The 26,302-nt window shown below is 63.4% G+C and carries 25 protein-coding genes; 13 read left to right on the top strand and 12 right to left on the bottom strand.

All coding sequences use genetic code 11. The features are described 5' to 3' along the window. Positions 1-111 precede the first annotated feature (111 nt). Positions 112-561, top strand: coding sequence for a response regulator (locus AB1N67_RS22760; RefSeq protein ID WP_232092056.1), 450 nt, complete (start codon positions 112-114; stop codon positions 559-561). 33 nt (positions 562-594) lie between these two features. On the opposite strand, the gene AB1N67_RS22755 is transcribed toward AB1N67_RS22760, so the two are convergent. Next, on the bottom strand, positions 595-2,772 hold the full coding sequence (locus tag AB1N67_RS22755; RefSeq protein ID WP_090346271.1) for a malate synthase G: 2,178 nt from the start codon (positions 2,770-2,772) through the stop codon (positions 595-597). A 460-nt stretch (positions 2,773-3,232) separates the two neighbouring features. Here AB1N67_RS22755 and AB1N67_RS22750 point away from each other — a divergent pair, with 460 nt between their 5' ends. Then, on the top strand, positions 3,233-3,751 hold the full coding sequence (locus tag AB1N67_RS22750) for a glycine cleavage system protein R (RefSeq protein WP_043212645.1): 519 nt from the start codon (positions 3,233-3,235) through the stop codon (positions 3,749-3,751). A gap of 238 nt (positions 3,752-3,989) precedes the next feature. Here the strand turns inward: AB1N67_RS22750 and rarD are convergent, their stop codons facing one another. From rarD to AB1N67_RS22730, 4 genes are all read right to left on the bottom strand, one after another. Beyond that, entirely contained in the window at positions 3,990-4,877 is an 888-nt protein-coding gene (gene rarD, locus AB1N67_RS22745) for an EamA family transporter RarD (protein ID WP_090346268.1), read from the bottom strand. Between the two features lie 63 nt (positions 4,878-4,940). Next, positions 4,941-5,915 carry a serine/threonine protein kinase gene (locus AB1N67_RS22740; protein WP_090346265.1) on the bottom strand — a complete coding sequence of 325 codons (975 nt, stop codon included), beginning with the start codon at positions 5,913-5,915 and terminating at the stop codon, positions 4,941-4,943. Between the two features lie 72 nt (positions 5,916-5,987). Beyond that, positions 5,988-6,752, bottom strand: a complete 765-nt coding sequence (locus AB1N67_RS22735) for a TOBE domain-containing protein (protein ID WP_182816618.1) — start codon at positions 6,750-6,752, stop codon at positions 5,988-5,990. Between the two features lie 96 nt (positions 6,753-6,848). Continuing rightward, positions 6,849-7,586 carry a ComF family protein gene (locus tag AB1N67_RS22730; RefSeq protein WP_043212655.1) on the bottom strand — a complete coding sequence of 246 codons (738 nt, stop codon included), beginning with the start codon at positions 7,584-7,586 and terminating at the stop codon, positions 6,849-6,851. Positions 7,587-7,675: 89 nt separating this feature from the next. Here AB1N67_RS22730 and bioB point away from each other — a divergent pair, with 89 nt between their 5' ends. From bioB to AB1N67_RS22685, 9 genes are all read left to right on the top strand, one after another. Beyond that, positions 7,676-8,734 carry a biotin synthase BioB gene (gene bioB, locus AB1N67_RS22725; RefSeq protein ID WP_043212657.1) on the top strand — a complete coding sequence of 353 codons (1,059 nt, stop codon included), beginning with the start codon at positions 7,676-7,678 and terminating at the stop codon, positions 8,732-8,734. A 1-nt stretch (position 8,735) separates the two neighbouring features. Beyond that, positions 8,736-9,908 (top strand): 8-amino-7-oxononanoate synthase, encoded by a 1,173-nt coding sequence (gene bioF, locus AB1N67_RS22720; protein ID WP_070571961.1) that lies wholly within the window; start codon positions 8,736-8,738, stop codon positions 9,906-9,908. Then, a complete protein-coding gene (locus AB1N67_RS22715) occupies positions 9,901-10,632 on the top strand; it encodes an alpha/beta fold hydrolase (protein WP_090346257.1) in 732 nt (243 codons plus the stop codon). The genes bioF and AB1N67_RS22715 overlap by 8 nt, the downstream gene beginning before the upstream one ends. Then, the gene (gene bioC / locus AB1N67_RS22710; RefSeq protein ID WP_367863400.1) at positions 10,625-11,449 is read left to right on the top strand and encodes a malonyl-ACP O-methyltransferase BioC; all 825 of its coding nucleotides are present in this window, start codon (positions 10,625-10,627) and stop codon (positions 11,447-11,449) included. Before AB1N67_RS22715 ends, bioC begins: the two co-directional genes overlap by 8 nt. Position 11,450: 1 nt before the next feature. Continuing rightward, positions 11,451-12,131, top strand: coding sequence for a dethiobiotin synthase (gene bioD / locus AB1N67_RS22705; RefSeq protein WP_090346251.1), 681 nt, complete (start codon positions 11,451-11,453; stop codon positions 12,129-12,131). A 117-nt stretch (positions 12,132-12,248) separates the two neighbouring features. Further along, the gene (locus tag AB1N67_RS22700) at positions 12,249-12,545 is read left to right on the top strand and encodes a hypothetical protein (protein WP_043215853.1); all 297 of its coding nucleotides are present in this window, start codon (positions 12,249-12,251) and stop codon (positions 12,543-12,545) included. Positions 12,546-12,860: 315 nt separating this feature from the next. Further along, a complete protein-coding gene (locus AB1N67_RS22695; RefSeq protein WP_043215854.1) occupies positions 12,861-14,666 on the top strand; it encodes a phenylacyl-CoA dehydrogenase in 1,806 nt (601 codons plus the stop codon). Between the two features lie 180 nt (positions 14,667-14,846). Continuing rightward, complete coding sequence (locus tag AB1N67_RS22690; protein ID WP_090346249.1) at positions 14,847-16,133, top strand: diguanylate cyclase; 1,287 nt, start codon at positions 14,847-14,849, stop codon at positions 16,131-16,133. Between the two features lie 131 nt (positions 16,134-16,264). Next, the gene (locus AB1N67_RS22685; protein ID WP_043210343.1) at positions 16,265-18,043 is read left to right on the top strand and encodes an acyl-CoA dehydrogenase C-terminal domain-containing protein; all 1,779 of its coding nucleotides are present in this window, start codon (positions 16,265-16,267) and stop codon (positions 18,041-18,043) included. A 318-nt stretch (positions 18,044-18,361) separates the two neighbouring features. Here AB1N67_RS22685 and AB1N67_RS22680 read toward each other — a convergent pair whose 3' ends face one another. Then, complete coding sequence (locus tag AB1N67_RS22680; protein WP_043210345.1) at positions 18,362-19,285, bottom strand: LysR family transcriptional regulator; 924 nt, start codon at positions 19,283-19,285, stop codon at positions 18,362-18,364. Between the two features lie 187 nt (positions 19,286-19,472). Here AB1N67_RS22680 and AB1N67_RS22675 point away from each other — a divergent pair, with 187 nt between their 5' ends. Continuing rightward, positions 19,473-20,750 carry an aspartate aminotransferase family protein gene (locus AB1N67_RS22675; protein ID WP_182816604.1) on the top strand — a complete coding sequence of 426 codons (1,278 nt, stop codon included), beginning with the start codon at positions 19,473-19,475 and terminating at the stop codon, positions 20,748-20,750. A 165-nt stretch (positions 20,751-20,915) separates the two neighbouring features. Further along, a complete protein-coding gene (locus tag AB1N67_RS22670) occupies positions 20,916-21,074 on the top strand; it encodes a YqaE/Pmp3 family membrane protein (protein ID WP_009681539.1) in 159 nt (52 codons plus the stop codon). 82 nt (positions 21,075-21,156) lie between these two features. Here the strand turns inward: AB1N67_RS22670 and AB1N67_RS22665 are convergent, their stop codons facing one another. The 6 genes from AB1N67_RS22665 to pqqA form a co-directional block, all read right to left on the bottom strand. Continuing rightward, positions 21,157-22,989 (bottom strand): S9 family peptidase, encoded by a 1,833-nt coding sequence (locus AB1N67_RS22665; RefSeq protein ID WP_102081052.1) that lies wholly within the window; start codon positions 22,987-22,989, stop codon positions 21,157-21,159. Continuing rightward, complete coding sequence (gene pqqE, locus AB1N67_RS22660; protein WP_182943383.1) at positions 22,955-24,085, bottom strand: pyrroloquinoline quinone biosynthesis protein PqqE; 1,131 nt, start codon at positions 24,083-24,085, stop codon at positions 22,955-22,957. The genes AB1N67_RS22665 and pqqE overlap by 35 nt, the downstream gene beginning before the upstream one ends. Position 24,086: 1 nt before the next feature. Further along, positions 24,087-24,362, bottom strand: coding sequence for a pyrroloquinoline quinone biosynthesis peptide chaperone PqqD (pqqD, locus tag AB1N67_RS22655; protein ID WP_182941918.1), 276 nt, complete (start codon positions 24,360-24,362; stop codon positions 24,087-24,089). Beyond that, positions 24,359-25,114, bottom strand: coding sequence for a pyrroloquinoline-quinone synthase PqqC (pqqC, locus tag AB1N67_RS22650; protein WP_182941916.1), 756 nt, complete (start codon positions 25,112-25,114; stop codon positions 24,359-24,361). Before pqqC ends, pqqD begins: the two co-directional genes overlap by 4 nt. 88 nt (positions 25,115-25,202) lie before the next feature. Further along, on the bottom strand, positions 25,203-26,114 hold the full coding sequence (gene pqqB / locus AB1N67_RS22645; RefSeq protein ID WP_043210355.1) for a pyrroloquinoline quinone biosynthesis protein PqqB: 912 nt from the start codon (positions 26,112-26,114) through the stop codon (positions 25,203-25,205). Between the two features lie 78 nt (positions 26,115-26,192). Then, positions 26,193-26,264, bottom strand: a complete 72-nt coding sequence (gene pqqA / locus AB1N67_RS22640) for a pyrroloquinoline quinone precursor peptide PqqA (RefSeq protein ID WP_003243383.1) — start codon at positions 26,262-26,264, stop codon at positions 26,193-26,195. Positions 26,265-26,302 lie beyond the last annotated feature (38 nt).

Here is a 26,302-nt window from a genome sequence, read left to right as displayed (position 1 = left end):
GCACGGCACGCCCCGCCTGGCAGGCGCCTGGGTGTCAAATAGACGACGAAAGGTGCCTTGCATAGCGTTGTTTTGCGGTCTGAACTCTTAGAACGGGATTTTTTTGACGAGATGAACATGGCCGAGCATGACGACATCCTCAGTGACGACGAGCGCGAGGCATTGGCCACGCTGACCGCTCCGGCTGCGCCTGCGCAACGGGTGCTGGTCGTGGACGATGATGACGCGAACCGTGAAGCGTTGTGTCTTTACCTCAAGTCCAAGGGAATCGACTGCATCACTGCTGACGGTGCCCAGGCGGCGCTGAGCCTGCTCAAGCGCAGGGCCAACATCGGCCTGATGATCACCGACCTGCGCATGGAGCCCAAGGACGGGCTGGAACTGATTCGGCAGGTGCGTGAATCGCAGTGTGCGGCGCTTTCGATCATCGTGGTGTCGGGCGACACCGATGTGAAGGAGGCGGTGGACGTGATGCACCTTGGGGTGGTGGATTTCCTGCTCAAGCCAGTGGACCTGGACAGGTTGCTGGAGCTGGTGAGAAAGGAACTGGGAATCGAATAAAGCATTGGGGCCGCAGAGCGGCCCCAAAAGGTTTTACAGCCCGTTGCGTGCCTTGAACTCGCGGCGACGACGGTGCAGCACCGGCTCGGTGTAGCCGTTCGGCTGCTTGGCGCCTTCGATGACCAGCTCGATAGCGGCCTGGAACGCGATGTTGTCATCGAAGTTCGGTGCCATCGGGCGGTACAGGGCGTCGCCGGCGTTCTGCTTGTCGACCACCGCCGCCATGCGCTTGAGGCTTTCAAGAATCTGCTCCTGGCTGACGATGCCATGGCGCAGCCAGTTGGCCAGCAGCTGGGCGGAGATACGCAGGGTGGCGCGGTCTTCCATCAGACCGACATCGTTGATGTCCGGCACCTTGGAGCAGCCTACGCCCTGGTCGATCCAGCGGACCACGTAACCCAGGATGCCCTGGGCATTGTTGTCCAGCTCGTTGCGGATTTCTTCTTCCGACCAGTTGGTGTCGGTCGCCAGCGGAATGGTCAGGATGTCGTCCACCGAAGCCGGTGTGCGCTTGGCCAGCTCGCGCTGACGCTCCTGCACGTTGACCTTGTGGTAGTGCAGGGCGTGCAGGGTGGCGGCGGTCGGCGACGGTACCCAGGCGGTGTTGGCGCCGGCCAGTGGGTGAGCGATCTTCTGCTCAAGCATGGCGGCCATCAGGTCCGGCATGGCCCACATGCCCTTGCCGATCTGGGCGCGACCTTGCAAACCGGTGGCCAAGCCGATGTCGACGTTGTTGTTTTCGTAGGCGCCGATCCACTTCTCGTTCTTCATGGCGCCTTTGCGCACCACGGCACCGGCTTCCATGGAGGTGTGGATTTCATCACCGGTACGGTCGAGGAAGCCGGTGTTGATGAATACCACGCGCTCGGCGGCAGCCTTGATGCAGGATTTGAGGTTGACCGTGGTACGGCGCTCCTCGTCCATGATGCCGACTTTGACGGTGTTGCGCTTCATGCCCAGCAGGTCTTCGACGCGGCTGAAGATCTCGGCGGCGAAGGCCACTTCCTCCGGACCGTGCATCTTCGGCTTGACGATGTAGACGCTGCCGGTGCGGGTGTTCTTGCGGGTGGTATTGCCCTTGAGGTTGTGCAGGGCGATCAGGTTGGTGAACAGACCGTCCTGGATACCTTCGGGAATCTCGTTGCCTTGGGCGTCGAGGATCGCCGGGTTGGTCATCAAGTGACCGACGTTGCGCACGAACAGCAGCGAACGACCGTGCAGGGTGACGGTGCCACCGGCGGCTGCGGTGTACTCACGGTCAGGGTTCATGGTGCGGGTGAAGGTCTTGCCGCCTTTGGTCACGCTTTCGGACAGGTCGCCTTTCATCAGGCCCAGCCAGTTGCGATAGACCACGACCTTGTCGTCGGCATCGACCGCGGCGACGGAGTCTTCGCAGTCCATGATGGTGGTCAGAGCCGACTCCATCAGGATGTCCTTCACGCCGGCTGCGTCGGTGCTGCCGACCGGGGTGCTGGCATCGAACTGGATTTCGAAGTGCAGGCCGTTGTGCTTGAGCAAGATGGCGGTCGGGGCGCTGGCATCACCACGGAAACCGATCAGCTGAGCGTCATCGCGTAGGCCGCTGTTGCTGCCGCCCTTGAGGGCGACGATCAGCTTGCCACCGTCGATGCGATAGCCGGTGGAGTCGACGTGGGAGCCGGCCGCCAGGGGCGCGGCTTCGTCGAGGAAGGCGCGACCGAAGGCAATGACCTTGTTGCCGCGGACCGGGTTGTAGCCTTGGCCTTTCTCGGCACCGCCTTCGTCGCTGATGGCGTCGGTGCCATAGAGCGCGTCGTACAACGAACCCCAACGAGCGTTGGCGGCGTTGAGGGCGAAGCGGGCATTCATTACCGGCACGACCAGCTGTGGGCCGGCCATGTGGGCGATTTCTTCGTCCACGTTCTCGGTGGTGGCCTGGAAATCGTCGGCTTGTGGCAGCAGGTAGCCGATTTCCTGGAGGAAGCTCTTGTAGGCCACGGCGTCATGGGCCTGGCCTTTGCGTGCCTGGTGCCAGGCATCGATCTTGGCTTGCAGTTCGTCGCGCTTGGCGAGCAGGGCTTTGTTCTTTGGAGCGAGGTCATTGATGATCTTTTCCGCACCGGCCCAGAACTGCTCGGCGACGATGCCGGTCCCTGGAATGGCTTCGTCGTTGACGAAGTCGTACAGGACCTTGGCGACCTGAAGGCCACCGACTTGAACGTATCCAGTCATTGCTTGCCTCACTCTGCTCAGCTATTTCGCTCTTCTGTATTAAGCCTGTAGCGCTTCTCTAAACACGGCACCAGTACTTGCCCTCGTCTGAGCGCGGCTGGGTGCGGCTCGCCAGACGGGCTGGCGGGCGGGTTGCGTATTTTCACAGGCGCCTTGGCAGACATCCAAACGACGTTTTGTAGTCCGCACCGAGGCATACTACATGAGGCAGTAGGCTGGTGAACATCAGACTAAAAGCGTCGTTGTGCGACCAATCGGTCGCGTATGGTCACGCTGGGAGAGGATATGTTCGCAAAAAACAGGTGGATTGTTCCAGATAAATCTTGAAACAGTACACGATTCGTTGTGCGAACCGCCCTGCGGCAGGTTGCCGCGCCTTGCCTATACTGAGGCGATGCCCCCGTATTTCGCCGCGCGCAGCGGTGTCCTAGACCTAACAGCAGAGCTCAGGAGCGGCCCCGTGGACCATCTCGTACTGACAGTGATCGCCCCCGATAAAGCCGGGCAGGTCGAGCGTATCGCTCAATGCATCGCCGAGCATAACGGTAACTGGCTGGAGAGTCGCATGTCGCGGATGGCCGGGCAGTTTGCCGGGATCTTGCGTGTGGCGGTGCCGGCCGAGTCCTATGACGACTTGGTGGAGGCCCTGCAAAAGCTTTCCAGCCACGACATTCGCGTGCTGATCGCCGAGAGCGGTATCGAGCCTTCCTGCACCTGGAAACCGATCGCCATGGAGCTGGTGGGCAACGACCGGCCCGGGATCGTGCGCGATATCACCCGGTTGCTGGCCGAGCAGGGCGTGAATCTGGAGCGCTTCACGACCGAGGTGCGCCCGGCGCCGATGAGCAGCGAGCCGCTGTTTTGTGCCGATGCATTGTTGGCGCTGCCGCTGACGTTATCCCTGGATGACCTGCAACGGCGGCTGGAGAGCCTGGCGGATGATCTGATGGTCGAGCTGAAGTTGCGGCCCGAAGAGTGAATGCTGGCGGGTAATCCCGTGGAAGGGTTATCCCAGATTCGTGGGGGCGGCGCTGTGGATAACCTGGGGGTGCACCGCTGTAGCCCAGGCTTGTCAGGGCTTCCGGCGCTTTGAGCAAAAAATGTCCAGATTTCAGTGCGTTGTGCACAAAGCGCGGGGACGAGGGTGTGGATAACCTTTGGAGACATCGCTGCAGGCCACGTCGTACTTGGCTTGCAGCGGGCTGTTCGTTTTTTGATCAGGCGCGTTTGCGCAGGCTCAGCCAGGCATCCACGCTGTAAAGGGCCAGGCCTGCCCAGATGAAGACGAACGCCAGCAGGGTGCTGGACGACAGGTGTTCACCGAACAGCAGTACCGCCTGCAGCAGAACCAGAGTCGGCGCCAGGTACTGCAGGAAGCCCAGGGTGGTGTAGGGCAGGTGACGCGCGGCGGCGTTGAAGCACACCAGCGGAACCAGGGTGACCGGCCCGGCTGCCATCAGCCAGAGGGCTTCGCTGCTGGTGTAGAAGCTGGCATGGGCGCTGGTCGCCTCTGGATTGAGGAGCAGCCAACCGGCGGCCAGGGGGACCAGCATCCAGGTTTCCACCACCAGGCCAGGCAGGGCTGCGACCGGTGCCTGTTTGCGGATCAGGCCATAGAAGCCGAACGACAACGCCAGCACCAGCGACACCCACGGCAGGCTGCCGACTTGCCACACCTGCTGGGCCACACCCACCGCCGCCAGGCCCACTGCCAGCCATTGCAGGCGACGCAGGCGCTCGCCGAGCAACAACATGCCCAGCAGGACGTTCACCAAGGGGTTGATGTAGTAACCCAGGCTGGCTTCGAGCATGCGTCCGTTGTTCACCGACCACACATAGGTCAGCCAGTTGCCGGCGATCAACGCCCCGCTCAGGGCCAGGATGCCCAGGCGGCGCGGGTTTTCACGCAGTTCGCGCCACCAGCCCGGGTGCTTCCAGACCAGCAGCAGGAGCGAGCCGAACAGCGCCGACCAGAGTACGCGGTGGACGATGATTTCCACCGCCGGGACGCTCTGGATGGCTTTGAAGTACAGGGGGAACAGGCCCCAGATGATGTAGGCGCTCAGGCCCAGGATGTACCCGCGGCGCGGGTTGGCGGCGTGCATGGAGAGTCCTTGCTTAGGTAACTAAATACTGCACGCCTATTGTAGACAGACCACCTGTCGCTTCTAAAACAATTTCAGCGGTTCTTCATCCAGCGCTGCGATCTGTTCGCGCAGGGCGAGGATCTGATCGCCCCAGTAGCGCGGCTGGCCGAACCAGGGGAAGCTCGGCGGGAATGCCGGGTCGTCCCAGCGCCGGGCTAGCCAGGCGCTGTAGTGCAGCTGGCGCAGGGCACGCAGCGGTTCGATCAAGGCCAGTTGGCGCGGGTCGAAGTCGTGGAATTCGTTGTAGCCGTCGATCAGCTCCGCCAACTGGCCCATGCGCTCCTCGCGGCTGCCGGCGAGCATCATCCACAGGTCCTGGACCGCAGGCCCCATGCGGCAGTCATCCAGGTCGACGATATGGAAGGCCTCATCGCGGAACATCAGGTTGCCTGGGTGGCAGTCGCCGTGCAGGCGAATCATTTCATGCGGGGTGCGGGCGTAGAGGCGTTCGACCCGTTGCAGCACGTCCCGGGCAACGGATTCGAAAGCCGGTCGCAGTTCTTTGGGTACGAAGTTACCTTCGAGCAAGGTGTTCAGCGAGGCATGACCGAAGTTATCCACCGCCAGCGTTTCGCGGTGCTCGAAGGGGCGGGCAGCGCCGACCGCGTGCAGGCGTCCGAGCAGTTGGCCCAGGCGGTAGAGCTGATCGAGGTTGCCCGGCTCCGGTGCGTGGCCGCCTCGGCGAGGAAACAGCGTGAAACGAAAGCCCTGGTGTTCGAACAGGCTGCGGCCTTCGTGCAGCAGGGGAGCTACCACCGGTACGTCGCATTCGGCCAGCTCGGCGCTGAAGCGGTGTTCCTCGAGGATCGCATCGTCCGTCCAGCGTCCGGGGCGGTAGAACTTGGCGATCAGCGGTTGCGCGCCTTCGATGCCCACTTGGTAGACCCGGTTCTCGTAGCTGTTGAGGGCCAGCACCCGGGCATCGCTGAGAAAGCCCAGGCTTTCCACGGCGTCCAGGACCAGGTCGGGGGTGAGGGTGTCGAAGGGGTGGGACATGAAGGCTCCGGGCACGGCGGCAGGATAAGGTGCCATGGTAGCGCAGGTTGACCAGAGGCTGCCCTGGCCCTGTTACACCGGAACCCCCAGCAATACATAAGAGGGATGAAACTGCACACGCACTTGGCTACCGGCATCCAGCTCATGCTGTGTAAGCCAGTGCTCATCGGCAAAGGCGCACAGGGTCTGCCCGTTACCCAGCACCAGCCGCACTTCGCTGGGCCCGTCTTCATCGGTCAGTACCTGTTCGACGGTGGCCATAAGGCAATTGCTGCCCGCTTCGACGTGATCGCCCTCGAGGAGCAACTGCACCCAGCCGGCCTTGAGCAGCGCGACCACGGTGGTATCGAGCGTCAGCTCCAGACGCTCGGTGCTGCCTCGGGTGATCAGCGCCTCGATCTGTAACCCGCCGCCAAGATCGAGGCTGACCCGGTCGTGCCGCCCTTCGCGGCGCAACCCGCTGATGCGTCCTTGCAGCTGGTTGCGGGCACTGGTGCGCAGCATCAGGCGGCCGAGCAGATCGAGGTCACTGCTTTCTTCGGCGGCGTCCAGCAACTGGGCCTGCAGGGTTTGCAAACGTCGATACAGGCGCAACACCCGCTCGCCTTCGGCCGACAGACGCGCACCGCCACCCCCACGTCCGCCCGTGCTGCGCTCCACCAAGGGTTGGGTGGCCAGGTTGTTGAGCTCATCGATGGCGTCCCAGGCAGCTTTGTAGCTGATGCCGGCCGCCTTGGCAGCGCGAGTGATCGAACCTTGTTCGGCAACATGTTGCAGCAAGGCGATGCGCTGAGGACGACGGGCGATGTGCTGGGTGAGCAGGGCAGGTAGTGACATGACGGAGGTCGGTCTCGGTGAAGATGCTGTGACGGTGCCGGTGGCCTGTTGGCAAGTCAAGACAAGGTGCCCTCCCTGCGATGGTGCCAGCACCACTCACACCTGCCCTGGTTTGGGCGTGCGCGCCAGGCAATACACGTCGACCCGCCGGGCACCGGCTTTGCGCAGCAGTGTGGCGATGGCCTGGGCGGTGGCGCCAGTGGTCAATACGTCATCGATGATGGCCAGGTGAAGGCCATCGAGCCGGGCATCGGGTGCGAGCCCGAACGCCTGGCGCAGGTTGCGCTGCCGGGCCTTGGCGCCGAGGGTCTGTTGGGCAGGGGTGTCGCGGGGCCGGCGCAGCAATTGCTCGTTGCACGGGATGTTCACTTGCGCGGATAACCACCGTGCCAGCAAGGCAGCCTGGTTGAACCCTCGTCGGCGCAGTCGACGAGCAGCCAGGGGTACGGGTAACAACTGGTCAGGTTTTGCCAGCCCCTCGGCGAAGCGATGCGACAGCGCCTGGCCCAGCAAACGGGCCATCAATCGGCCAAGCGGCCACTGGCTGTGATGCTTGAAACGGCTCACCAGCGTGTCGATGGGAAATCCGAAGTACCAGGGCGCCACGACGTGGTCGAAGGCCGGCCTATAGCGGCTGCAATGGCCGCAGGTCAAACCGGCCATCGGCAGGGGTAGGGCGCATCGGATGCAGTGATCGTCCAGCCAGGGCAGTGCGTGCTCGCATTCGGTGCACAGGGGATAGGCCTGGTCGGCGGGCTCGTCACAGAGCAAACAGTGCTGGCTAATATTTATACACTTGTAAACCAAGTGTTTTGCGAGTGGTTGACAGTGCATGGGCCTTCCATGAGTATGCGAGCTATCCGTGATGCGCTGGCGGACTTTCCTGTCCCGGCGCCAGCAAGAGCCTAAACAAGGAAACACCGATGAGCGCCAGCACAACTGCAACAACACGTCACGACTGGTCCCTGGCCGAGGTCAAGGCCCTGTTCCAGCAGCCGTTCAACGACCTGCTGTTCCAGGCGCAGACCGTGCATCGCGCGCACTTCGACCCAAACCGCGTGCAGGTTTCCACGCTGCTGTCGATCAAGACCGGCGCCTGCCCGGAAGATTGCAAATATTGTCCGCAGTCCGGCCACTACAACACCGGCCTGGAAAAACAGAAGCTGATGGAAGTGCAGAAGGTGTTGGAAGAAGCCGCTCGGGCCAAGGCCATCGGCTCCACCCGCTTCTGCATGGGCGCTGCCTGGAAGCACCCGTCGGCCAAGGACATGCCCTACGTCCTGGAGATGGTCAAAGGCGTCAAGGCCATGGGGCTGGAAACCTGCATGACCCTCGGCAAGCTCGATCAAGAGCAGACCAAAGCCCTGGCCGACGCCGGCCTGGACTACTACAACCACAACCTGGATACCTCGCCGGAGTTCTACGGCAGCATCATTACCACCCGCACCTATGCCGAGCGTCTGCAGACCTTGGCCTATGTGCGCGATGCGGGGATGAAGATCTGCTCCGGTGGCATCCTTGGCATGGGCGAGTCGCTCGATGACCGCGCCGGCCTGCTGATCCAGCTGGCCAACCTGCCGGAGCATCCGGAGTCGGTACCGATCAACATGCTGGTCAAGGTCGCTGGTACACCGCTGGCCGAAGAGGAAGACGTCGACCCGTTCGATTTCATCCGCATGCTCGCGGTAGCGCGCATCCTCATGCCCAAGTCCCACGTGCGTCTCTCCGCTGGCCGCGAGCAGATGAACGAACAGATGCAGGCCCTGGCCTTCATGGCTGGCGCCAACTCGATCTTCTATGGCGAGAAGCTGTTGACCACCGCCAACCCGCAAGCTGACAAGGACATGCAACTGTTCGCCCGTCTCGGTATCCAGCCCGAAGCGCGCGAAGAGCACGCCGATGAGGTGCACCAGGCGGCCATCGAGCAGGCACTGGTCGAACAACGCAGCAACGAGCTGTTCTACGACGCAGCACAGGCCTGACATGGCGTTCGACCTGGCGGCGCGCCTGGCCGAACGGCGCGCCGCGGATCTGTACCGGCAGCGGCCATTGCTCGAAAGCCCCCAAGGGCCGGAGGTGGTGGTCGATGGCCAGCCGCTCTTGGCCTTTTGCAGCAACGATTACCTAGGGCTGGCCAACCACCCGGAAGTGATCGCCGCCTGGCGTGCAGGCGCCGAGCGCTGGGGAGTGGGGGGAGGTGCCTCGCATCTGGTGGTCGGTCACAGCACGCCTCATCACCAGGTGGAAGAAGCCCTGGCCGAACTGACCGGGCGCCCACGCGCGCTGCTGTTTTCCACCGGCTACATGGCCAACCTCGGCGCCATCACCGCCTTGGTGGGGCAAGGCGACACGGTGCTGCAGGATCGTCTCAATCATGCCTCGCTGCTCGATGGCGGCCTGCTCAGCGGTGCGCGTTTCAGCCGTTACCTGCACAACGACCCCGTGAGCCTGGCCAACCGCCTGGAGAAGGCGACCGGCAATACGCTTGTGGTCACCGATGGCGTGTTCAGCATGGACGGCGACCTGGCCGACCTGCCTGCGCTGGCCAAGGCCGCCCGCACTCATGACGCCTGGCTGATGGTCGATGACGCCCATGGACTGGGCACGCTCGGTGCCCAGGGTGGCGGCATCGTCGAGCATTTCGGCCTGGGCGTTGAGGATGTTCCGGTGTTGATTGGTACCCTGGGCAAGGCGTGCGGCACCGCTGGTGCTTTCGTGGCCGGCAGCGAGGAGTTGATCGAGGCGTTGGTGCAGTTCGCCCGTCCCTATATCTACACCACCAGCCAGCCGCCAGCGCTGGCCTGCGCCACGCTCAAGAGCCTCGAGCTGCTGCGCCGCGAGACCTGGCGCCGCGAGCACCTGGCGGCATTGATCCGCCAGTTCCGCGCGGGCACCGAGCAGATCGGGCTGGCGCTGATGGACAGCCCGACCGCGATCCAGCCGATCCTGATCGGCGACAGCGCACGCGCCCTGCAGTTGTCCCGGATGCTGCGCGAGCGGGGCTTGCTGGTGACTGCGATCCGCCCACCGACCGTCCCCGCCGGCAGTGCACGCCTGCGCGTGACCCTGAGCGCGGCCCACAGCGAGGCGCAGGTCCAGCTATTGTTGAATGCATTGGCCGAGTGTTACCCACTGCTGGAGTCCGCCGATGCGTAACCGACTGATCCTCTTGCCCGGCTGGGGCCTGGGCACTGCTGCACTTGAACCGCTGGCTGCAAGTCTCAGGGCCCAGGATTCACGTCTGCAGGTCGAGCTGATGCCGCTGCCGGAGCTCGCCGATGCCGATGTCCAAGCCTGGATCGATTACCTGGACCGCAAGCTGCCCACCGACAGTTGGCTGGGCGGCTGGTCGTTCGGGGGCATGCTCGCCAGTGCCCTGGCGCACACACGTGGCGATCACTGCTGTGGTCTGGTGACGCTCGGCAGCAACCCGAGCTTCGTCCAGCGCGCTGATTGGCCCCATGGCATGGCAGTGGACACCTTCGGTACGTTCCTCGACGGCTGTCGCAGCCATCCGCAGGTGACCCTCAAGCGTTTTCGCAGCTTGTGCAGCGATGGCGCGCAAATGCCGCGCACGCTACTGCGCCAGTTGGGTGTCGGCGTGCCGGACACCGATCCGCTCTACCTGGCCACAGGGCTGGAAGTGCTGGCCAAGCTGGACACCCGCAATGCCCTGGAGCAGTACGGCGGGCCGCAATTGCATCTGTTTGCCGGCAGCGATGCGCTGGTGCCGGCGGAGGCAGCCAAGGCCTTGAGCGAGTTGTTGCCGGATGTGGAAGTCGGCCTGGTCGAAGACAGTTCCCACGCCTTCCTGCTGGAGTATCCACAGGAGCTGGCGGCGGGTATCAAGAGTTTCCTGCATGAGAGTGGTGATGACTGACCTTTCCCGTCCGACCCCGCCCGGCACTCTGCCGGACAAGCGCCAGGTGGCGGCCTCGTTCTCCCGCGCTGCAGCCAGCTACGACAGCGTGGCGGCCCTGCAACGGGCGGTGGGCCTGGCGCTGCTCGGCCAGCTCCCTGCTGACCTGCAGCCTGAGCGCTGGCTTGACCTGGGCAGCGGCACGGGGCATTTCAGCCGCGCCCTGGCCGAGCGCTTCAGCGCTGCGACGGGTGTGGCAGTGGACATCGCCGAAGGCATGTTGCGCCATGCCCGTGAACAGGGCGGGGCGCATCATCATGTGGCGGGCGATGCCGAGCGGCTGCCGTTGCGCGATGACAGTGTCGACCTGGTGTTCTCTAGCTTGGCGGTGCAATGGTGCGACCAGTTCGGCAGCGTGCTGAGCGAAGCCCGCCGTGTGCTGCGGCCGGGCGGGGTGCTGGCATTCAGCAGCCTGTGCGTCGGCACCCTCGATGAGCTGCGTGCCAGTTGGCAGGCGGTGGACGGCCTGGTCCACGTCAATCGTTTCCGACGCTTGGAGGACTATCAGCGGCTGTGTGGCCAGAGTGGCCTGCAGGTGCTTGGCCTGGAGCGTCGCCCGCATGTCCTGCATTACCCAGACGTGCGCAGCCTGACCCACGAGCTCAAGGCCCTGGGGGCGCACAATCTCAACCCTGGACGGCCTTCGGGCCTGACCGGGCGGGCGCGGATGCAGGGCCTGTTGCAGGCCTATGAACGCTTCCGCCAGCCCGAGGGCCTGCCGGCCACCTACCAGGTGGTCTATGGCGTACTGCGCAAACCCTTGGCAGACGAGGCGTGACATGAGCCAGGCCTATTTCATCGCGGGCACCGACACCGATGTCGGCAAGACCACCATCGCGGCCGGGCTGCTGCATGCGGCGCGGTTGGAGGGCTTGAGCACCCTGGGCGCCAAACCGGTGGCATCCGGCTGCACGCCAGGCGCCAAGGGCCTGCGCAACGCCGACGCCTTGGCCTTGATCGCCGAAAGCTCGGTGAAGCTGCCCTACGAGCAGGTCAATCCATTCGCATTCGAGCCGGCCATCGCTCCGCATGTGGCGGCCCGTGAGGCAGGGGTCAGCCTGGACGTACCGGTGCTGCTGCAGGCCATGCAGCATGTACTGGCCCAAGGGGCCGACTTCACACTGGTGGAGGGGGCAGGGGGCTGGCGGGTGCCGTTGTCCGCCCATGCCCATCTGTCGGACCTGGCTATCGCCTTGAAGCTGCCGGTGATCCTGGTGGTGGGCGTGCGCCTGGGCTGCATCAACCACGCTTTGCTGAGCGCTGAAGCCATCGCCCGTGATGGGCTGCCACTGGCAGGATGGGTGGCCAATATCATCGACCCGCGGACGTCGCGTCTGGAAGAAAACCTCGCCAGCCTCGCCGAGCGATTGCCGGCGCCTTGCCTGGGACGGGTGCCGAAGCTCAAGCAGGCCACAGCCGAGGCAGTGGCGGAGCACCTGCACCTGGATCTTCTGGATTGACGCGCTCAACATTGTCTATTAAGTGGCACAAGGCTATTAGGTATTTAAACGGGCCTTTTACGCTTTCGGCTGCTTTAATAAGCCTGACCTCGCATCCTGCGTCTTTGGAGTCCTGACATGGAAATCACCGGTAGCACTGCCTATTACGCTGGCCTTGGCGCCATCCAGGCCGGGCAGAACCGAGTCGACCAAGCCGCCAGTCAAATCGCCAGCAGCACCGTCGAGCGTGCCGCCACCAGCCAGTCCAGCGACTATCAAGCCGAACGCCTGCGAGCGGTCGATCGCAGCCAGCAGATGGACCTGGCCACCAGCACCGTCGAGTTGGCGCTGGGCAAGCATGAAGTCGCATTGGGCGTGAAAGTCGCCAAAGCCTCGGACGAGATGCTTGGCCGGTTCATCGATACTTACGTCTGATCCAACCCCCATCCACCGCCTAGACTCCTTGTAGAGCGGCGGTTCTATCCGCTGATTTTCTGACCTCAACCAGACGGCTCCGTTGTCTGTGTCGTCCTATTCGCGGTTAAACCTGCGAACAGGCTGCGGCATCCAGGGTCGCTTCGGCGCTTATGGCGTTTATGTCGTGTTTCGCGGCGTAAATGGCACCATAGTCCATCCTTGACATTGGGCGGGGCTAAACGTAAGTTTCAAACAACTGTTTGACCGAAAGCCGCCAAGAGCTGGTTGGTACCTGCGGTCTCTCCACTGGACTCATCACAGAGGTTCATCGCTATGCCTGATTACAAAGCCCCCTTGCGTGATATTCGCTTCGTCCGTGACGAGCTGCTCGGCTACGAGGCGCATTATCAGAGCCTGCCGGGTTGCCAGGACGCCACGCCGGACATGGTCGACGCGATCCTCGAGGAAGGCGCGAAGTTCTGTGAGCAGGTGCTGGCGCCCCTGAACCGTGTCGGTGACTTGGAAGGCTGCACCTGGAGCGAGTCGGGCGTTAAGACCCCGACCGGTTTCAAGGAGGCCTACCAGCAGTTCGTCGAAGGCGGCTGGCCGAGCCTTGCGCATGACGTGGAACATGGCGGCCAAGGTTTGCCTGAGTCCCTGGGCCTTGCCATCAGCGAAATGGTCGGTGAGTCCAACTGGTCCTGGGGCATGTACCCAGGCCTGTCCCACGGCGCCATGAACACCCTGTCTGCCCACGGCACCGCCGAGCAGCAGCACACCTACCTGACCAAGCTGGTGACCGGTGAGTGGACCGGCACCATGTGCCTGACCGAGCCGCACTGCGGTACTGACCTGGGCATGCTGCGCACCAAGGCCGAGCCCCAGGCGGATGGTACCTACAAGGTGTCCGGCACCAAGATCTTCATTTCCGCTGGCGAGCACGACATGGCCGACAACATCGTCCATATCGTCCTGGCCCGCCTGCCCGATGCCCCGGCGGGCACCAAAGGCATCTCGCTGTTCATCGTGCCGAAGTTCCTGCCCAACGCCGAAGGCGGTGTTGGCGAGCGCAACGCCGTGAGCTGTGGCTCCATCGAGCACAAGATGGGTATTCACGGCAATGCCACCTGCGTGATGAACTTCGACGGCGCCACCGGCTTCCTGATCGGCCCTGCCAACAAGGGCCTGAACTGCATGTTCACCTTCATGAACACCGCCCGCCTGGGCACCGCGCTGCAGGGCTTGGCCCACGCCGAAGTGGCTTTCCAGGGTGGCCTTAAGTATGCCCGCGAGCGTCTGCAGATGCGTTCGTTGACCGGCCCGAAAGCGCCAGACAAAGCAGCCGACCCGATCATCGTCCACCCGGACGTGCGCCGCATGCTGCTGACCATGAAGGCCTTCGCCGAAGGCAACCGCGCCATGGTCTACTTCACCGCCAAACAAGTGGACATCGTCAAGTACAGCCAGGACGAGGAAGAGCGCAAGAAAGCCGACGCCCTGCTGGCCTTCATGACTCCGATCGCCAAGGCCTTCATGACCGAGGTTGGCTTCGAGGCTGCCAACCACGGTGTGCAGATCTACGGTGGCCATGGCTTCATCGCCGAGTGGGGCATGGAGCAGAACGTACGCGACAGCCGCATCTCCATGCTGTACGAGGGCACCACCGGTATCCAGGCCCTGGACCTGCTCGGTCGTAAGGTGCTGATGACCCAGGGCGAGGCGCTCAAAGGCTTCACCAAGATCGTGCACAAGTTCTGCCAGGCCCAGGAAGGCAACGAAGCCGTCAAGGAATTCGTCGAGCCGCTGGCCGCGCTGAACAAGGAGTGGGGCGAGCTGACCATGAAGGTGGGCATGGCCGCGATGAAAGACCGCGAAGAAGTCGGTGCTGCCTCGGTGGACTACCTGATGTATTCCGGCTACGCCTGCCTGGCGTACTTCTGGGCCGACATCGCCCGCCTGGCTGCCGAGAAGCTGGCCGCCGGCACCAGCGAAGAGGCGTTCTACACTGCCAAGCTGCAAACCGCGCGCTTCTACTTCCAGCGTATCCTGCCGCGCACCCGTGCGCACGTGGCGGCCATGCTGTCCGGCGCGGGCAACCTGATGGCCATGAAGGAAGAAGACTTCGGTCTGTCCTGCTGAGCCAAGCGGTAACCAGGAAAAACCGCCTGCCTTCACCGGCAGGCGGTTTTTTTTTGCCTGGCGCTGCAAGCACACATCCAGCAATCGTTTAAACGTTCCGTGTATTCATCTATTCATGTGCGCTGCCGATGAACTAGAGGCACAATGCTATTATTGATCTGCCGGGTCGGAGATTGCCTTTTGTTTCGTCTATCCGCTGTACGCGCGAGCCATTTCCTGCCTTCGTTGTTCCTGTTGCTGTCGGGGCTGGCGGCAGCTTATGTGAGGGACCTCAGCGTCTTCTTCACCTCCCTGTTCAATGTACTGCCGACATTGGTGTTGTTGCTCGGCGGTGCCTATTGCGCCGTGTACCGTCGCCAGCGCGAGCTGTTCTTGATGGTCACGGTGTACATCGCCTACTTCCTGCTCGACACGCAGACCGATTTCTATCGCGACAACGGCCGGGTCCGAGAGGATGCGGCGGTCGTGTTCCATCTGGTCTGCCTGCTGTTGCCCCTCCTGTTCGGGCTGTTCGCGGCGTGGCAGGAGCGCACCCACCTGGCCCAAGACCTGCTCGCCCGCTTCGCCGTGCTGTTCGCCGTCGGCAGCGTGGCAGTGGCGTTGGAGCAGAGTTTTCCCCAGGCACTGCTGAGCTGGTTGGCGGAGATTCGCTGGCCATCGCTGCATGGTCAATGGATGAGCCTGATCCAGCTGGCCTATCCACTGTTCCTGGGGATGTTCGTGCTCTTGGTGGTGCAGTACCTGCGCCAGCCACGGCCCTTGCATGCGGCGCAGATCATCGGTCTGATCGGCATCTTCTGGATGCTGCCCAAAACATTCATCCTGCCGTTCACCCTCAACATCATGTGCAGTCAGGTCATGCTGATGATCGCAGCGGCGGTGTCTCACGAGGCCTATCAAATGGCCTTTCGCGATGAGCTGACTGGCCTGCCGGGGCGCCGCGCTCTGAATGAGCGCATGCAGCGGCTGGGGCGCAACTACGTGATCGCCATGACCGATGTGGACCACTTCAAGAAATTCAACGACACCCATGGTCACGATGTCGGTGACCAGGTGTTGCGTCTGGTGGCCAGTCGCTTGGGGCGCGTGACCGGGGGTGGGCGCGCCTATCGCTACGGTGGCGAGGAGTTCGCGCTGGTCTTTGCCGGCAAGACGGTCGAGGAGTGCACGCCCCACCTGGAAGCGGTGCGGGAAATGATTGCCAACTATGCGATCCAGCTGCGTGACCAGAACAGCCGCCCACAGGACGATTCGACCGGACGTCAGCGCCGCGCGGGCGGCGCGGGCAGTACGGTCTCGGTGACCATCAGCATTGGGGTTGCGGAACGCCAGGTGGATCATCGTTCACCGGACGAGGTGCTCAAGTCCGCCGACGAGGCGCTCTACAGCGCCAAGGGAGCCGGTCGTAACTGCGTCATGGTTTTCGGGCAGCATTCCCGGCGCGGGGCGGTTCGCATGGCGTCGTGATCGTGGTGACTGAAACTGACTTGTCAGTCGCATGATGACCCTATGTCTCGTAAAAGTTGTTCGGTTACACTGGCTCCAACCTAGTGTCGCGATCCTGAGGGATCGCCCCGACCTGATAGCGAGAGGTTGTCATGGCTGAGTACAAAGCGCCGCTGCGCGACATGCGTTTCGTTCTGAATGAAGTCTTCGAGGTGGCCAAGCTCTGGTCCCAACTGCCGGCCCTGGCCGAGGCGGTCGATCAGGATACCGCCATGGCTGTTCTGGAAGAAGCGGGCAAGGTCACCGGCAAGACCATCGCTGGGCTGAGCCGTAGCGGCGACGAAGAAGGCTGCCATTGGGACAACGGCACCGTGCGCACCCCGGCTGGCTTCATCGAGGCCTACAAGACCTACGCCGAAGGCGGCTGGGTGGGCGTGGGCGGTGACCCGCTGTTTGGCGGCATGGGCATGCCCAAAGCCATTTCGGCGCAGGTCGAAGAGATGGTCAACGCCTCCAGCCTTGCCTTTGGCCTATACCCGATGCTGACCGCAGGTGCCTGCCTGTCGATCAACGCCCACGCCAGCGAGGCACTGAAGGAAAAGTACCTGCCCAACATGTACGCCGGTGTCTGGGCCGGCTCCATGTGCCTGACCGAGCCCCATGCCGGTACCGACCTGGGAATCATCCGTACCAAAGCCGAGCCCCAGGCTGACGGCAGTTACAAGGTCAGCGGCACCAAGATCTTCATCACCGGCGGCGAACACGACCTGACTGAGAACATCATCCATTTGGTGCTGGCCAAGCTGCCGGATGCGCCGGCGGGTCCCAAAGGCATCTCGCTGTTCCTGGTGCCTAAGTTCCTGGTCAACGAAGATGGCAGCCTGGGGGCACGAAACCCGGTCACCTGCGGCTCGATCGAGCACAAGATGGGCATTCAGGCCTCGGCCACCTGCGTGATGAACTTCGATGACGCCACCGGTTACTTGGTGGGCGAGCCGAACAAAGGCCTGGCGGCCATGTTCACCATGATGAACTACGAGCGCCTGGGTGTTGGCATCCAGGGCCTGGCGTCGGCCGAGCGCTCCTACCAGAACGCTGTCGAGTATGCCCGCGAGCGCTTGCAGAGCCGGGCACCGACCGGCCCGCAGGCCAAGGACAAGGCCGCCGATCCGATCATCGTCCACCCCGATGTGCGTCGCATGTTGCTGACCATGAAGGCGCTGATCGAAGGCGGGCGTGCCTTCTCCACCTATGTCGCCCTGCAACTGGACAGCGCCAAGTACAGCGAAGATGCCGCCACGCGCAAGCGCAGCGAAGAGTTGGTAGCGTTGCTGACCCCCGTGGCCAAGGCCTTCCTCACCGACCTGGGCCTTGAGTGCACCGTTCACGGCCAGCAGGTGTTCGGCGGTCACGGATACATCCGCGAATGGGGGCAGGAGCAACTGGTCCGCGATGTGCGCATCACCCAGATCTACGAAGGCACCAACGGCATCCAGGCCCTGGACCTGATGGGACGCAAGGTGATCGGCAGTGGCGGCGCGTTCTACCGCCTGTTCTCCGATGAGATCCGTCAGTTCATTGCCAGCGCCGGTGCCGAGCTGGATGAGTTCACCCAGCCACTGGCCACCGCGCTCGACGAGCTGGACGGGTTGACCGAATGGGTACTGGCGCAGGCCAAGGGCAACCCCAACGAGATCGGTGCGGCCTCGGTGGAGTACCTGCAGGCGTTCGGTTACGTGGCTTATGGTTACATGTGGGCTTTGATGGCGCGCGCTGCTCGGGCCGGCAAGGACGACGAGGCGTTCTATGGTGCCAAGCTTGGCACCGCGCGCTTCTACTTTGCCCGTCTGCTGCCGCGCGTGAATTCGCTGGTGGCATCGGTGAAAGCCGGTAGCGAGACGTTATACCTGCTCGACGCCGCACAGTTCTGATATCGCCCATGTAAGCCCGCTCCTACACGGTCACCACGGCCAGGTAGGAGTGGGCTTTTTTTCGAGTGCGAATCCACAGCATGTCGTCTTTTGAGACTTTTGTGTAAGTGATTTCTTACACGACGCGGTGGCTTTTTTCCTCTTTTCTGAAATTGGATCCAGGGCTAATCTTCACCCCATGGACGTAGCGCAGGATGCGCAATGGACAGAACAGGGACAACGTAGGATTTCCTGCCAGGGTGGCGGGGCGATAAGGATGTCAAGGGAAACAGTCTGGAAAACCCCGCTTCGGCGGGGTTTTCTTTGTCCGCTCGTTTTTCAGCCAAGCACGTCCAAGGGCGAAACGCCTGGCAGGCGGGCGTCGGTCTCTTCCTCCAGCAGTGTACGCAGCAGTTCCACCGAGGCCTGCTGGCGCTGGGCATCGCGGAACACCAGGCCGACCTTCAGCGGCACCCTCGGTTCGCTCAAAGGCTTCCACAGCAAGTCCTGGTCATCTTCGGTGGCATCCTTCGCCCGGCCGGGCAGGATGGTTGCCAAGGCGGTATGGGCCAGGCTGTCGAGAATCCCCGCCATGTTGTTCATCTCCGCCTGCACTTGCGGCCTGCGCCCTAGGCTGGCCAGTTGCGCCTGCCAGATCTGCCGAATCTGGAACTCTTCGCCGAGCATCAGCATCGGCAACTCAGCCGCCTGGCGCAACGAGACTTTCTTGAAGTCCTTCAAGGGGTGGGTATTGGGGATGACCAATTGAAGTTCATCTTCGTACAACAGCAATCCATGCAAGCCCGGTTGGCGTGGCGGCAGGTAGCTGATGCCGATATCCAGGCTGCCATTAAGCAGGCGCCGCTCGATTTCTAACCCTGACAACTCATAGATCTGCACCACCAGGTGCGGTTGAGCCCGGCGCACGCGCTCCAGCAATTGCGGTACCAAACTCGGGCGCACGGTCTGCAGTACGCCGATGGCCAGCGTACGCAGAGACTGGCCTTTGAAGTTGCGCATCGCTTCATGGGCGCGCTGCAGGCCGTCAAGCAAGGGCAGGGCGTGGTTGTACAAGGTATGGGCGGCGAGGGTCGGCAGCAGGCGTTTGTTGCTGCGCTCGAACAGACTCAGGTCGAGGCTGTGTTCAAGTTGGCGGATCTGCTGCGACAACGCCGGCTGGGACAGCGACAGGCGCTCGGCGGCCCTGCCCACATGGCCTTCTTCATACACCGCGACGAAATAGCGCAGTTGTCGAAAATCCATAAGATCTACTTATCGAAAAAGCTGGAAAAACGGAATGGCCGAATGTCGGCTTGAAGCCTAGTCTATCGCCGTATTCCAAAGGGTTACAGCGCTCGCCGAGCTGATTGTTACCTGCAGGGAAAAATACTTTTGATAGGCAAGGCAAAATAAACCGCTGCCGACCCTGACCCAGATGGCTGGAGCCCCAATGAACCTGTTCAACCTGCGCCGTTCGGCCCCTGCCGCTGCCGAGCCCAAGCCTGCTCCGGTGAGCGCGCCAGCGGCGTCGGAGCCGACCCGCGAACGGCTGATGCCAAGCGCCGAGCGGGCGCCGCAGGTGTTCGTACGAGGCCAGGGCTCTTGGCTGTGGGACCACCAAGGCCATGCCTACCTGGACTTCACCCAGGGCTGCGCCGTCAACAGTCTTGGCCACAGCCCAAGCGTGCTGGTCAAGGCCTTGGGCAACCAGGCCCAGGCGCTGATCAACCCTGGCGCGGGGTTCCACAGTCGTGGCTTGCTGAGTCTGGTCGATCGCCTCTGCCAGAGCACCGGCAGCGATCAAGCCTACCTCCTCAACAGCGGTGCCGAGGCCTGCGAGGGCGCCATCAAGCTGGCGCGCAAATGGGGGCAGCTGCATCGCAACGGCGCCTATCACATCATCACTGCCAGCCAGGCCTGCCATGGACGCAGCCTGGGGGCGCTGTCGGCTTCCGACCCGTTGCCCTGCAATCGCTGCGAGCCTGGCCTGCCAGGTTTCAGCAAGGTGCCCTTCAACGACCTCGCGGCCCTGCACGCCGCCGTGGACTCGCGCACCGTGGCGATCATGCTCGAGCCGATCCAGGGCGAAGCGGGGGTGATCCCGGCGACTCGCGAGTATCTGCAAGGGGTCGAGCGTCTGTGTCGCGAACTCGGCATCCTGCTGATCCTCGACGAGGTGCAGACGGGCATCGGCCGTTGTGGCGCCCTGCTCGCCGAGCAGACCTACGGCGTGCGTGCCGACATCATTACCTTGGGCAAAGGCCTGGGTGGTGGTGTGCCGCTGGCGGCCTTGCTGGCCCGCGGCAGCGCATGCTGCGCCGAGCCGGGCGAGCTGGAGGGCAGCCATCATGGCAACGCGCTGATGAGCGCGGCCGGCCTTGCGGTACTGGAGACTGTGCTCGAGCCAGGCTTCTTCGAACACGTGCAGGACAGCGGTCGCCACCTGCGTGACGGCCTCAGCCGCCTGGCCGGTCGTTATGGCCAGGGCGAAGTGCGTGGCCAAGGGCTGCTCTGGGCGCTGCAGTTGCACGAGGACCTGGCCCGCGAGCTGGTCGAGGCGGCGCTGCACGAGGGGCTGCTGCTCAACGCACCGCAGGCCGATGTAGTGCGCTTCTCACCAGCGCTGACCGTGAGCAAGGGCAACATCGACGAGATGCTCCTGCGCTTGGCCCGCGCCTTTGCCCGCCTGCATGCCCAGCAACACAGTCGCCGCGAGGTTTCGGCCTGACCGGCCCCGGGCGCCACGAATTTCACCGAACCGTCTCGCGTTCCTGCGCATCGCCCTTGGCCAGCAGTATTTGGCTCGGGGCGTTTTTTTTGCCTGGCGCTTGGTCATGGAACCCTGGCGTGGCCCGGCTAGTCTCTTTTGAAACCCTTCCAAGGAGAGACGAACATGGATTTCATCCGCATCATCATCGCTATCATCCTGCCGCCACTGGGCGTATTCCTCCAGGTCGGGTTCGGCGGCGCGTTCTGGCTGAACATTCTGCTGACATTGCTGGGTTACATTCCGGGCATCGTGCACGCGGTGTATATCATCGCCAAGCGCTGACACTTCGCGGGTAAGCCTGCTCCCCCACGGCTCATTGCCCGTCTTGTGGGAGCGGTTTTACCCGCGAAAAGGCCTCCGATGTCTATCGCCCCAGCACCCGGCAATAGAACTTCCATTCTTCCTCCAACGCGTGCGCCAGGTTCTGCGCCTTGCGCAGCCCGTGCCGCTCACCGGCATAGAAGTGCCCTTCGGCTTCGATGCCATTGGCCTTGAGCGCGGCCAGCATGGCACGGGTCTGTTCGGGCACTACCACGGCGTCCAGCTCGCCCTGGAAGAAGATCACCGGCACCTTGATCTGGGCAGCGTGTAGCAACGGCGTGCGTTGGCGATAGCGTTCATGGTCGAGCTGCGGATCACCGATCAGCCAGCCCAGGTAATCGCCTTCGAACTTGTGGGTGGCCTGGTCGAGGGCGACCGGGTCGCTGACCCCATAGAGGCTCGCCCCCCCGCGGAACACATCATGGAAGGCCAAGGCACACAGCGTGGTGTAGCCCCCGGCACTGCCGCCGCGGATGAAGGCTTGACGCGGGTCGACCAGGCCGAGTTTGGCCAGATGGTCGACGGCGGCGCAGGCATCCTGCACATCGAGCTCGCCCCAGTTGAGGTGCAGGGCCTGGCGATAGGCACGGCCATAGCCGGTACTGCCCCGGTAGTTGAGGTCGGCCACGGCGAAACCGCGCTGGGTCCAGTACTGGATGCGTGCATCGAACACCGGGTAGCAGGCCGAGGTCGGTCCGCCATGGATGAACACCACCAGTGGCGAAGGGGTTTCGGCGCCAACGGCAGGATAGAAGAAGCCATGGGCCTGGCCATCGCCACTGGGGTAGTGGATGGGGCGCGGGCGGCTGACCCGGTCGGCGGGTAACGCAAGGCCACCGCCGGCAAGTACCCTGCTCCGGCCGGTGTGCCGATCGAACGCGACGACCGCAGGCGGGGTCAGGGGCGAGGCGGCGATGGCATAGACATGCCCGTCATCCGCGGCGAGGCTGCGAAAGCGCGTGTATTCACGGCCCAGGCGCTGAACCTGACGATCTTCGCCGTACAGTCCCAGCAGCCCGAATCCATCCTCGAACCAGCTGGCGAGGTACGCTTGCGGCCCGATCGGCAGCCAGGAGCTGGCGCCCAGTTGCCAAGGTGCGGCGGCATGGTCGGCGGCGGCGGCAGGCAAGGCTTGCCAGGTGCCACCCAGCTCGCCCCAGGGTTGCCAGAAACCATTTTGGTCAGAGAGACAGTAGAGCTGCCCTTGGGCATCGAAGCGCGGTTGTTGCAGTGAAACCTCCCGCGTCCCATGCCCTGCCAGGCAAAACGCTGCTCCCCAACGACCGTCATGGTTGCGCGCCCGGCACATCAGGCGTGTTTGGGTCCAGGGCTGCGCGGGGCGGTCCCACTCGATCCAGGCCAGGCGCTGTCCATCGTCGCTGAGGGTGGGCGAGGCATAAAAATCAGCCCCTTCGGCCAATACTTCGCGCCCCTCGGGCCCGATGGCCACGAGCCGATGCTCGACCGACACACCATGGCGCTCCTCGACCGCCAGTACCCGTTGCGCATGCCACAGCACATCGCCATAGCGGCACTGCGCATCCTGGGTCAGCGGACGCGGTGGGGAGCCATCGAGGGCCTGGGTATAGAGTTGCTGGTCGGCTTCATTGACGAACACCACGCCGTCGCCGCCAAGGCAGAAGCTGCCGCCGCCGTATTCATAGACGCGGCTGCGGGCGCTGAAGCCGTCCGGCGTCAGGCAGTGGGCCTGCTCGTTGCGCCAATGCCAGAGGCGGCAGGCGCCATCGGCGGGGCGGAATTCGTTCCAGAATACGCCGTTGGCACCGACCTTGAGCTCAGCGAAATCGGTGCTGGCCGCGACCGCCTGGGCGGCGCTGAAATCAGCCGCGGGTGATGATTCGTGAATTGCGCTCATTGCGGAAGGTCATCTCTTCGATGGTCAACTGGGCGGTTTGCGCTTCTTCACGGGCCTTGAGAATGATGCCGTGATCAGGGGATTTGGCGCACACCGGGTCGGCGTTGCTGGCATCGCCTGTGAGCATGAAGGCCTGGCAGCGGCAGCCGCCGAAGTCCTTTTCCTTCTCGTCGCACGAGCGGCAGGGCTCGGGCATCCAGTCGTAGCCACGGAAGCGGTTGAAACCGAAGGAGTCGTACCAGATATGCCGCAGATCGTGGTCGCGCACGTTGGGGAATTGCACCGGCAGTTGACGTGCGCCGTGGCAGGGCAGGGCGGTGCCATCGGGCGTGATGGTCAAGAACAGGCTGCCCCAGCCGTTCATGCAGGCCTTGGGGCGTTCCTCGTAGTAATCCGGGGTGACGAAGATGAGCTTGCAGGGGTTGCCCGCGGCCTTGAGTTGCTCGCGGTATTCGTTGGTGATGCGCTCGGCCCGTTCCAGTTGGGCGCGGGTCGGTAACAGCCCCAGGCGGTTGAGGTGCGCCCAACCGTAGAACTGGCAGGTGGCGAGTTCTACGAAATCCGCCTCCAGGGCGATGCACAGCTCGATGATGCGGTCGATCTTGTCGATGTTGTGCCGGTGGGTGACGAAGTTGAGCACCATGGGATAGCCATGGGCCTTCACTGCGCGGGCCATCTCCAGCTTCTGGGCGAAGGCCTTCCGGGAGCCTGCCAGCAGGTTGTTCACCTGCTCGTCGCTGGCCTGGAAGCTGATCTGGATGTGGTCCAGCCCGGCCTGCTTGAAGGCGGCGATCTTCTGCTCGGTCAGGCCGATGCCGGAGGTGATCAGGTTGGTGTAGTAGCCCAGGCGGCGGGCTTCGCCGATCAGCTCGGGCAGGTCCGGGCGTACCAGCGGCTCGCCGCCGGAGAAGCCCAGTTGGGCCGCTCCCAGCTCGCGGGCCTCGGCCATCACCCGGAACCACTGTTCGGTGCTGAGCTCCTGACCCTGCCGGGCGAAATCCAGCGGGTTGGAGCAGTACGGGCATTGCAAAGGGCAGCGGTAGGTGAGCTCGGCGAGCAGCCACAGCGGCAGACCGACTTCGGGCTTGGCTGGCATTTCAGGCGAGGACGATCCAGTGTTCGGCACGGGCCACCTCCATGAACTGCTCGATGTCTTCGGCGACTTGCGGGACATCCGGGAACTGACCCTCGAGCTCGGCGATGATCGCTGCCACATCGCGCTCACCGTCGATCAGCGCGCCGATCAGGCCAGCGCTCTCATTGAGCTTGATCATGCCTTCGGGGTATAGCAGGACATGGCCTTTTTGCGCAGGCTCGTACTGGAAACGATAGCCCGGGCGCCAGGCGGGGACTTGCTTGCGGTCGAAATTCATAGGGCGATCCCCTTGTGCCAGACCCGCTCAGCCGTGACGGTGTGGTAAGGCGGGCGGTTCAGTTCATAGGCCATGCTCATGGCATCGAGCATGCTCCAGAGAATATCCAGCTTGAATTGCAGGATCTCCAGCATGCGGTCCTGCCCCTCGCGGGTCGTGTAGTGCTGCAGGGTGATCGCCAGGCCGTGCTCCACGTCGCGCCGGGCTTGGCCCAGGCGGGTGCGGAAATAGTCGTACCCGGCCGGGTCGATCCAGGGGTAGTGCGTGGGCCAGCTGTCCAGACGCGACTGGTGGATCTGCGGGGCGAACAGCTCGGTCAGCGAACTGCTGGCGGCCTCCTGCCAACTGGCGCGGCGGGCGAAGTTGACGTACGCGTCCACGGCAAAGCGCACGCCCGGCAGTACCAACGCCTGGGAGCGCAATTGGTCCGGGTCCAGGCCCACGGCCTGGCCCAGGCGCAGCCACGCTTCGATGCCGCCGTCCTCGCCCGGTGCGCCATCGTGGTCGAGCAGGCGCTGGATCCACTCGCGGCGTACTTCGCGGTCGGGGCAGTTGGCCAGGATCGCCGCATCCTTCATCGGGATGTTGACCTGGTAATAGAAGCGGTTGGCCACCCAGCCCTGAATCTGTTCACGGGTGGCGCGGCCTTCGTACATCGCCACGTGGTAGGGGTGGTGGATGTGGTAATAGGCGCCCTTGGCGCGCAGGGCCTGCTCGAATTCGGCAGGGGACATGGGTCGTGCATCGTTCATCAATTGACTCCCATAGAACGCACTATCGGCTGACTTCGCCGCCTGTGGGAGCGGGTGAACCCGTTCCCACAAGGGCCGAGCAGCTTCGTTACAGCTCGATGCTCATGCCGTCGTAGGCCACTTCCACGCCGCGGCGTTGCACTTCGGCCCGCTCGGGTGAGTCCTCATCGAGAATCGGGTTGGTGTTGTTGATGTGGATGAGCACCTTGCGCTGACGCGAGAAGCCGTCCAGCACCTCGAGCATGCCACCCGGACCGTTCTGCGCCAGGTGGCCCATCTCGCGGCCGGTACGGGTGCCGACACCGCGGCGTTGCATTTCATCATCCTCCCACAGGGTGCCATCGACCAGCAGGCAATCGGCGCCCTGCATCATCTGCAGCAATTTGTCGTCGACCTGGCCCAGGCCCGGGGCATAGAACAGCTTGCCGCCGGTGCGGGTGTCTTCCACCAGCAGGCCGAGGTTGTCTCCCGGATGTGGATCGAAGCGGTGGGGCGAATAGGGCGGCGCGGCGCTGCGCAAGGGGAAGGGGGTGAACCGTAGGTTCGGGCAGGCTGGGATGACGAAGCTGCCTTCGAGCTCGATGCGGTTCCACACCAGACCGCCATTCCAGTGGCTGAGCATGGTGAACAGCGGGAAACCGGTGGTCAGGTCCTGGTGGACCATCTCGGTGCACCAGACCTGGTGCGGGCAGCCTTCGCGCAGGCTGAGCAGGCCGGTGGTGTGGTCTATCTGGCTGTCGAGCAGGACGATCGCGTCGATACCGGTATCGCGCAGTGCGCGGGCTGGCTGCATTGGCGCGAAGGCCTGGAGCTGGGCACGGATGTCCGGCGAGGCGTTGCACAGGACCCAGTGCTCGCCATCGTCCGACAGTGCAATGGAGGACTGGGTACGCGCTGTGGCGCGCAAGGTGCCATCGCGGTAGCCCTTGCAGTTGGCGCAATTGCAGTTCCATTGAGGAAACCCGCCACCGGCGGCGGAACCGAGAATCTGGATGTACATGGCTGCTCTCTATCCGAAAAACCGTTGCCAAAAAACGCAAACGCCCCGGCGGACCGAGGCGTCTGATCGCAGCGATGCTTAGCGGTTGGCGAAGTACATGGTCACTTCGAAGCCGATACGCAGGTCAGTGTAAGCAGGTTTGGTCCACATGGGCGTTCTCCTTCCGGATGGGGTTGGGTGGTCAGTTA

Origin of the sequence: Pseudomonas guariconensis (assembly GCF_040822035.1) — a bacterium.
GTDB lineage: Bacteria > Pseudomonadota > Gammaproteobacteria > Pseudomonadales > Pseudomonadaceae > Aquipseudomonas > Aquipseudomonas guariconensis.
Note: the sequence above shows the minus strand (reverse complement) of the source record. Positions and strands in the feature narration are given on the sequence as shown.

What these genes read in the sequence shown, in the direction of transcription:
- pqqC (WP_182941916.1), bottom strand. Translation starts at nt 25,114, where the DNA reads ATGAACGATGCACGACCCATGTCCCCTGCCGAATTCGAGCAGGCCCTG.
- bioC (WP_367863400.1), top strand. Translation starts at nt 10,625, where the DNA reads ATGACTGACCTTTCCCGTCCGACCCCGCCCGGCACTCTGCCGGACAAG.
- AB1N67_RS22730 (WP_043212655.1), bottom strand. Translation starts at nt 7,586, where the DNA reads ATGCACTGTCAACCACTCGCAAAACACTTGGTTTACAAGTGTATAAAT.
- AB1N67_RS22675 (WP_182816604.1), top strand. Translation starts at nt 19,473, where the DNA reads ATGAACCTGTTCAACCTGCGCCGTTCGGCCCCTGCCGCTGCCGAGCCC.
- pqqB (WP_043210355.1), bottom strand. Translation starts at nt 26,114, where the DNA reads ATGTACATCCAGATTCTCGGTTCCGCCGCCGGTGGCGGGTTTCCTCAA.
- AB1N67_RS22680 (WP_043210345.1), bottom strand. Translation starts at nt 19,285, where the DNA reads ATGGATTTTCGACAACTGCGCTATTTCGTCGCGGTGTATGAAGAAGGC.
- AB1N67_RS22715 (WP_090346257.1), top strand. Translation starts at nt 9,901, where the DNA reads ATGCGTAACCGACTGATCCTCTTGCCCGGCTGGGGCCTGGGCACTGCT.
- bioB (WP_043212657.1), top strand. Translation starts at nt 7,676, where the DNA reads ATGAGCGCCAGCACAACTGCAACAACACGTCACGACTGGTCCCTGGCC.
- bioF (WP_070571961.1), top strand. Translation starts at nt 8,736, where the DNA reads ATGGCGTTCGACCTGGCGGCGCGCCTGGCCGAACGGCGCGCCGCGGAT.
- pqqE (WP_182943383.1), bottom strand. Translation starts at nt 24,085, where the DNA reads ATGCCAGCCAAGCCCGAAGTCGGTCTGCCGCTGTGGCTGCTCGCCGAG.
- AB1N67_RS22695 (WP_043215854.1), top strand. Translation starts at nt 12,861, where the DNA reads ATGCCTGATTACAAAGCCCCCTTGCGTGATATTCGCTTCGTCCGTGAC.
- rarD (WP_090346268.1), bottom strand. Translation starts at nt 4,877, where the DNA reads ATGCACGCCGCCAACCCGCGCCGCGGGTACATCCTGGGCCTGAGCGCC.
- AB1N67_RS22755 (WP_090346271.1), bottom strand. Translation starts at nt 2,772, where the DNA reads ATGACTGGATACGTTCAAGTCGGTGGCCTTCAGGTCGCCAAGGTCCTG.
- bioD (WP_090346251.1), top strand. Translation starts at nt 11,451, where the DNA reads ATGAGCCAGGCCTATTTCATCGCGGGCACCGACACCGATGTCGGCAAG.
- AB1N67_RS22670 (WP_009681539.1), top strand. Translation starts at nt 20,916, where the DNA reads ATGGATTTCATCCGCATCATCATCGCTATCATCCTGCCGCCACTGGGC.
- AB1N67_RS22685 (WP_043210343.1), top strand. Translation starts at nt 16,265, where the DNA reads ATGGCTGAGTACAAAGCGCCGCTGCGCGACATGCGTTTCGTTCTGAAT.
- AB1N67_RS22735 (WP_182816618.1), bottom strand. Translation starts at nt 6,752, where the DNA reads ATGTCACTACCTGCCCTGCTCACCCAGCACATCGCCCGTCGTCCTCAG.
- AB1N67_RS22760 (WP_232092056.1), top strand. Translation starts at nt 112, where the DNA reads ATGAACATGGCCGAGCATGACGACATCCTCAGTGACGACGAGCGCGAG.
- AB1N67_RS22740 (WP_090346265.1), bottom strand. Translation starts at nt 5,915, where the DNA reads ATGTCCCACCCCTTCGACACCCTCACCCCCGACCTGGTCCTGGACGCC.
- AB1N67_RS22700 (WP_043215853.1), top strand. Translation starts at nt 12,249, where the DNA reads ATGGAAATCACCGGTAGCACTGCCTATTACGCTGGCCTTGGCGCCATC.
- AB1N67_RS22665 (WP_102081052.1), bottom strand. Translation starts at nt 22,989, where the DNA reads ATGAGCGCAATTCACGAATCATCACCCGCGGCTGATTTCAGCGCCGCC.
- pqqD (WP_182941918.1), bottom strand. Translation starts at nt 24,362, where the DNA reads ATGAATTTCGACCGCAAGCAAGTCCCCGCCTGGCGCCCGGGCTATCGT.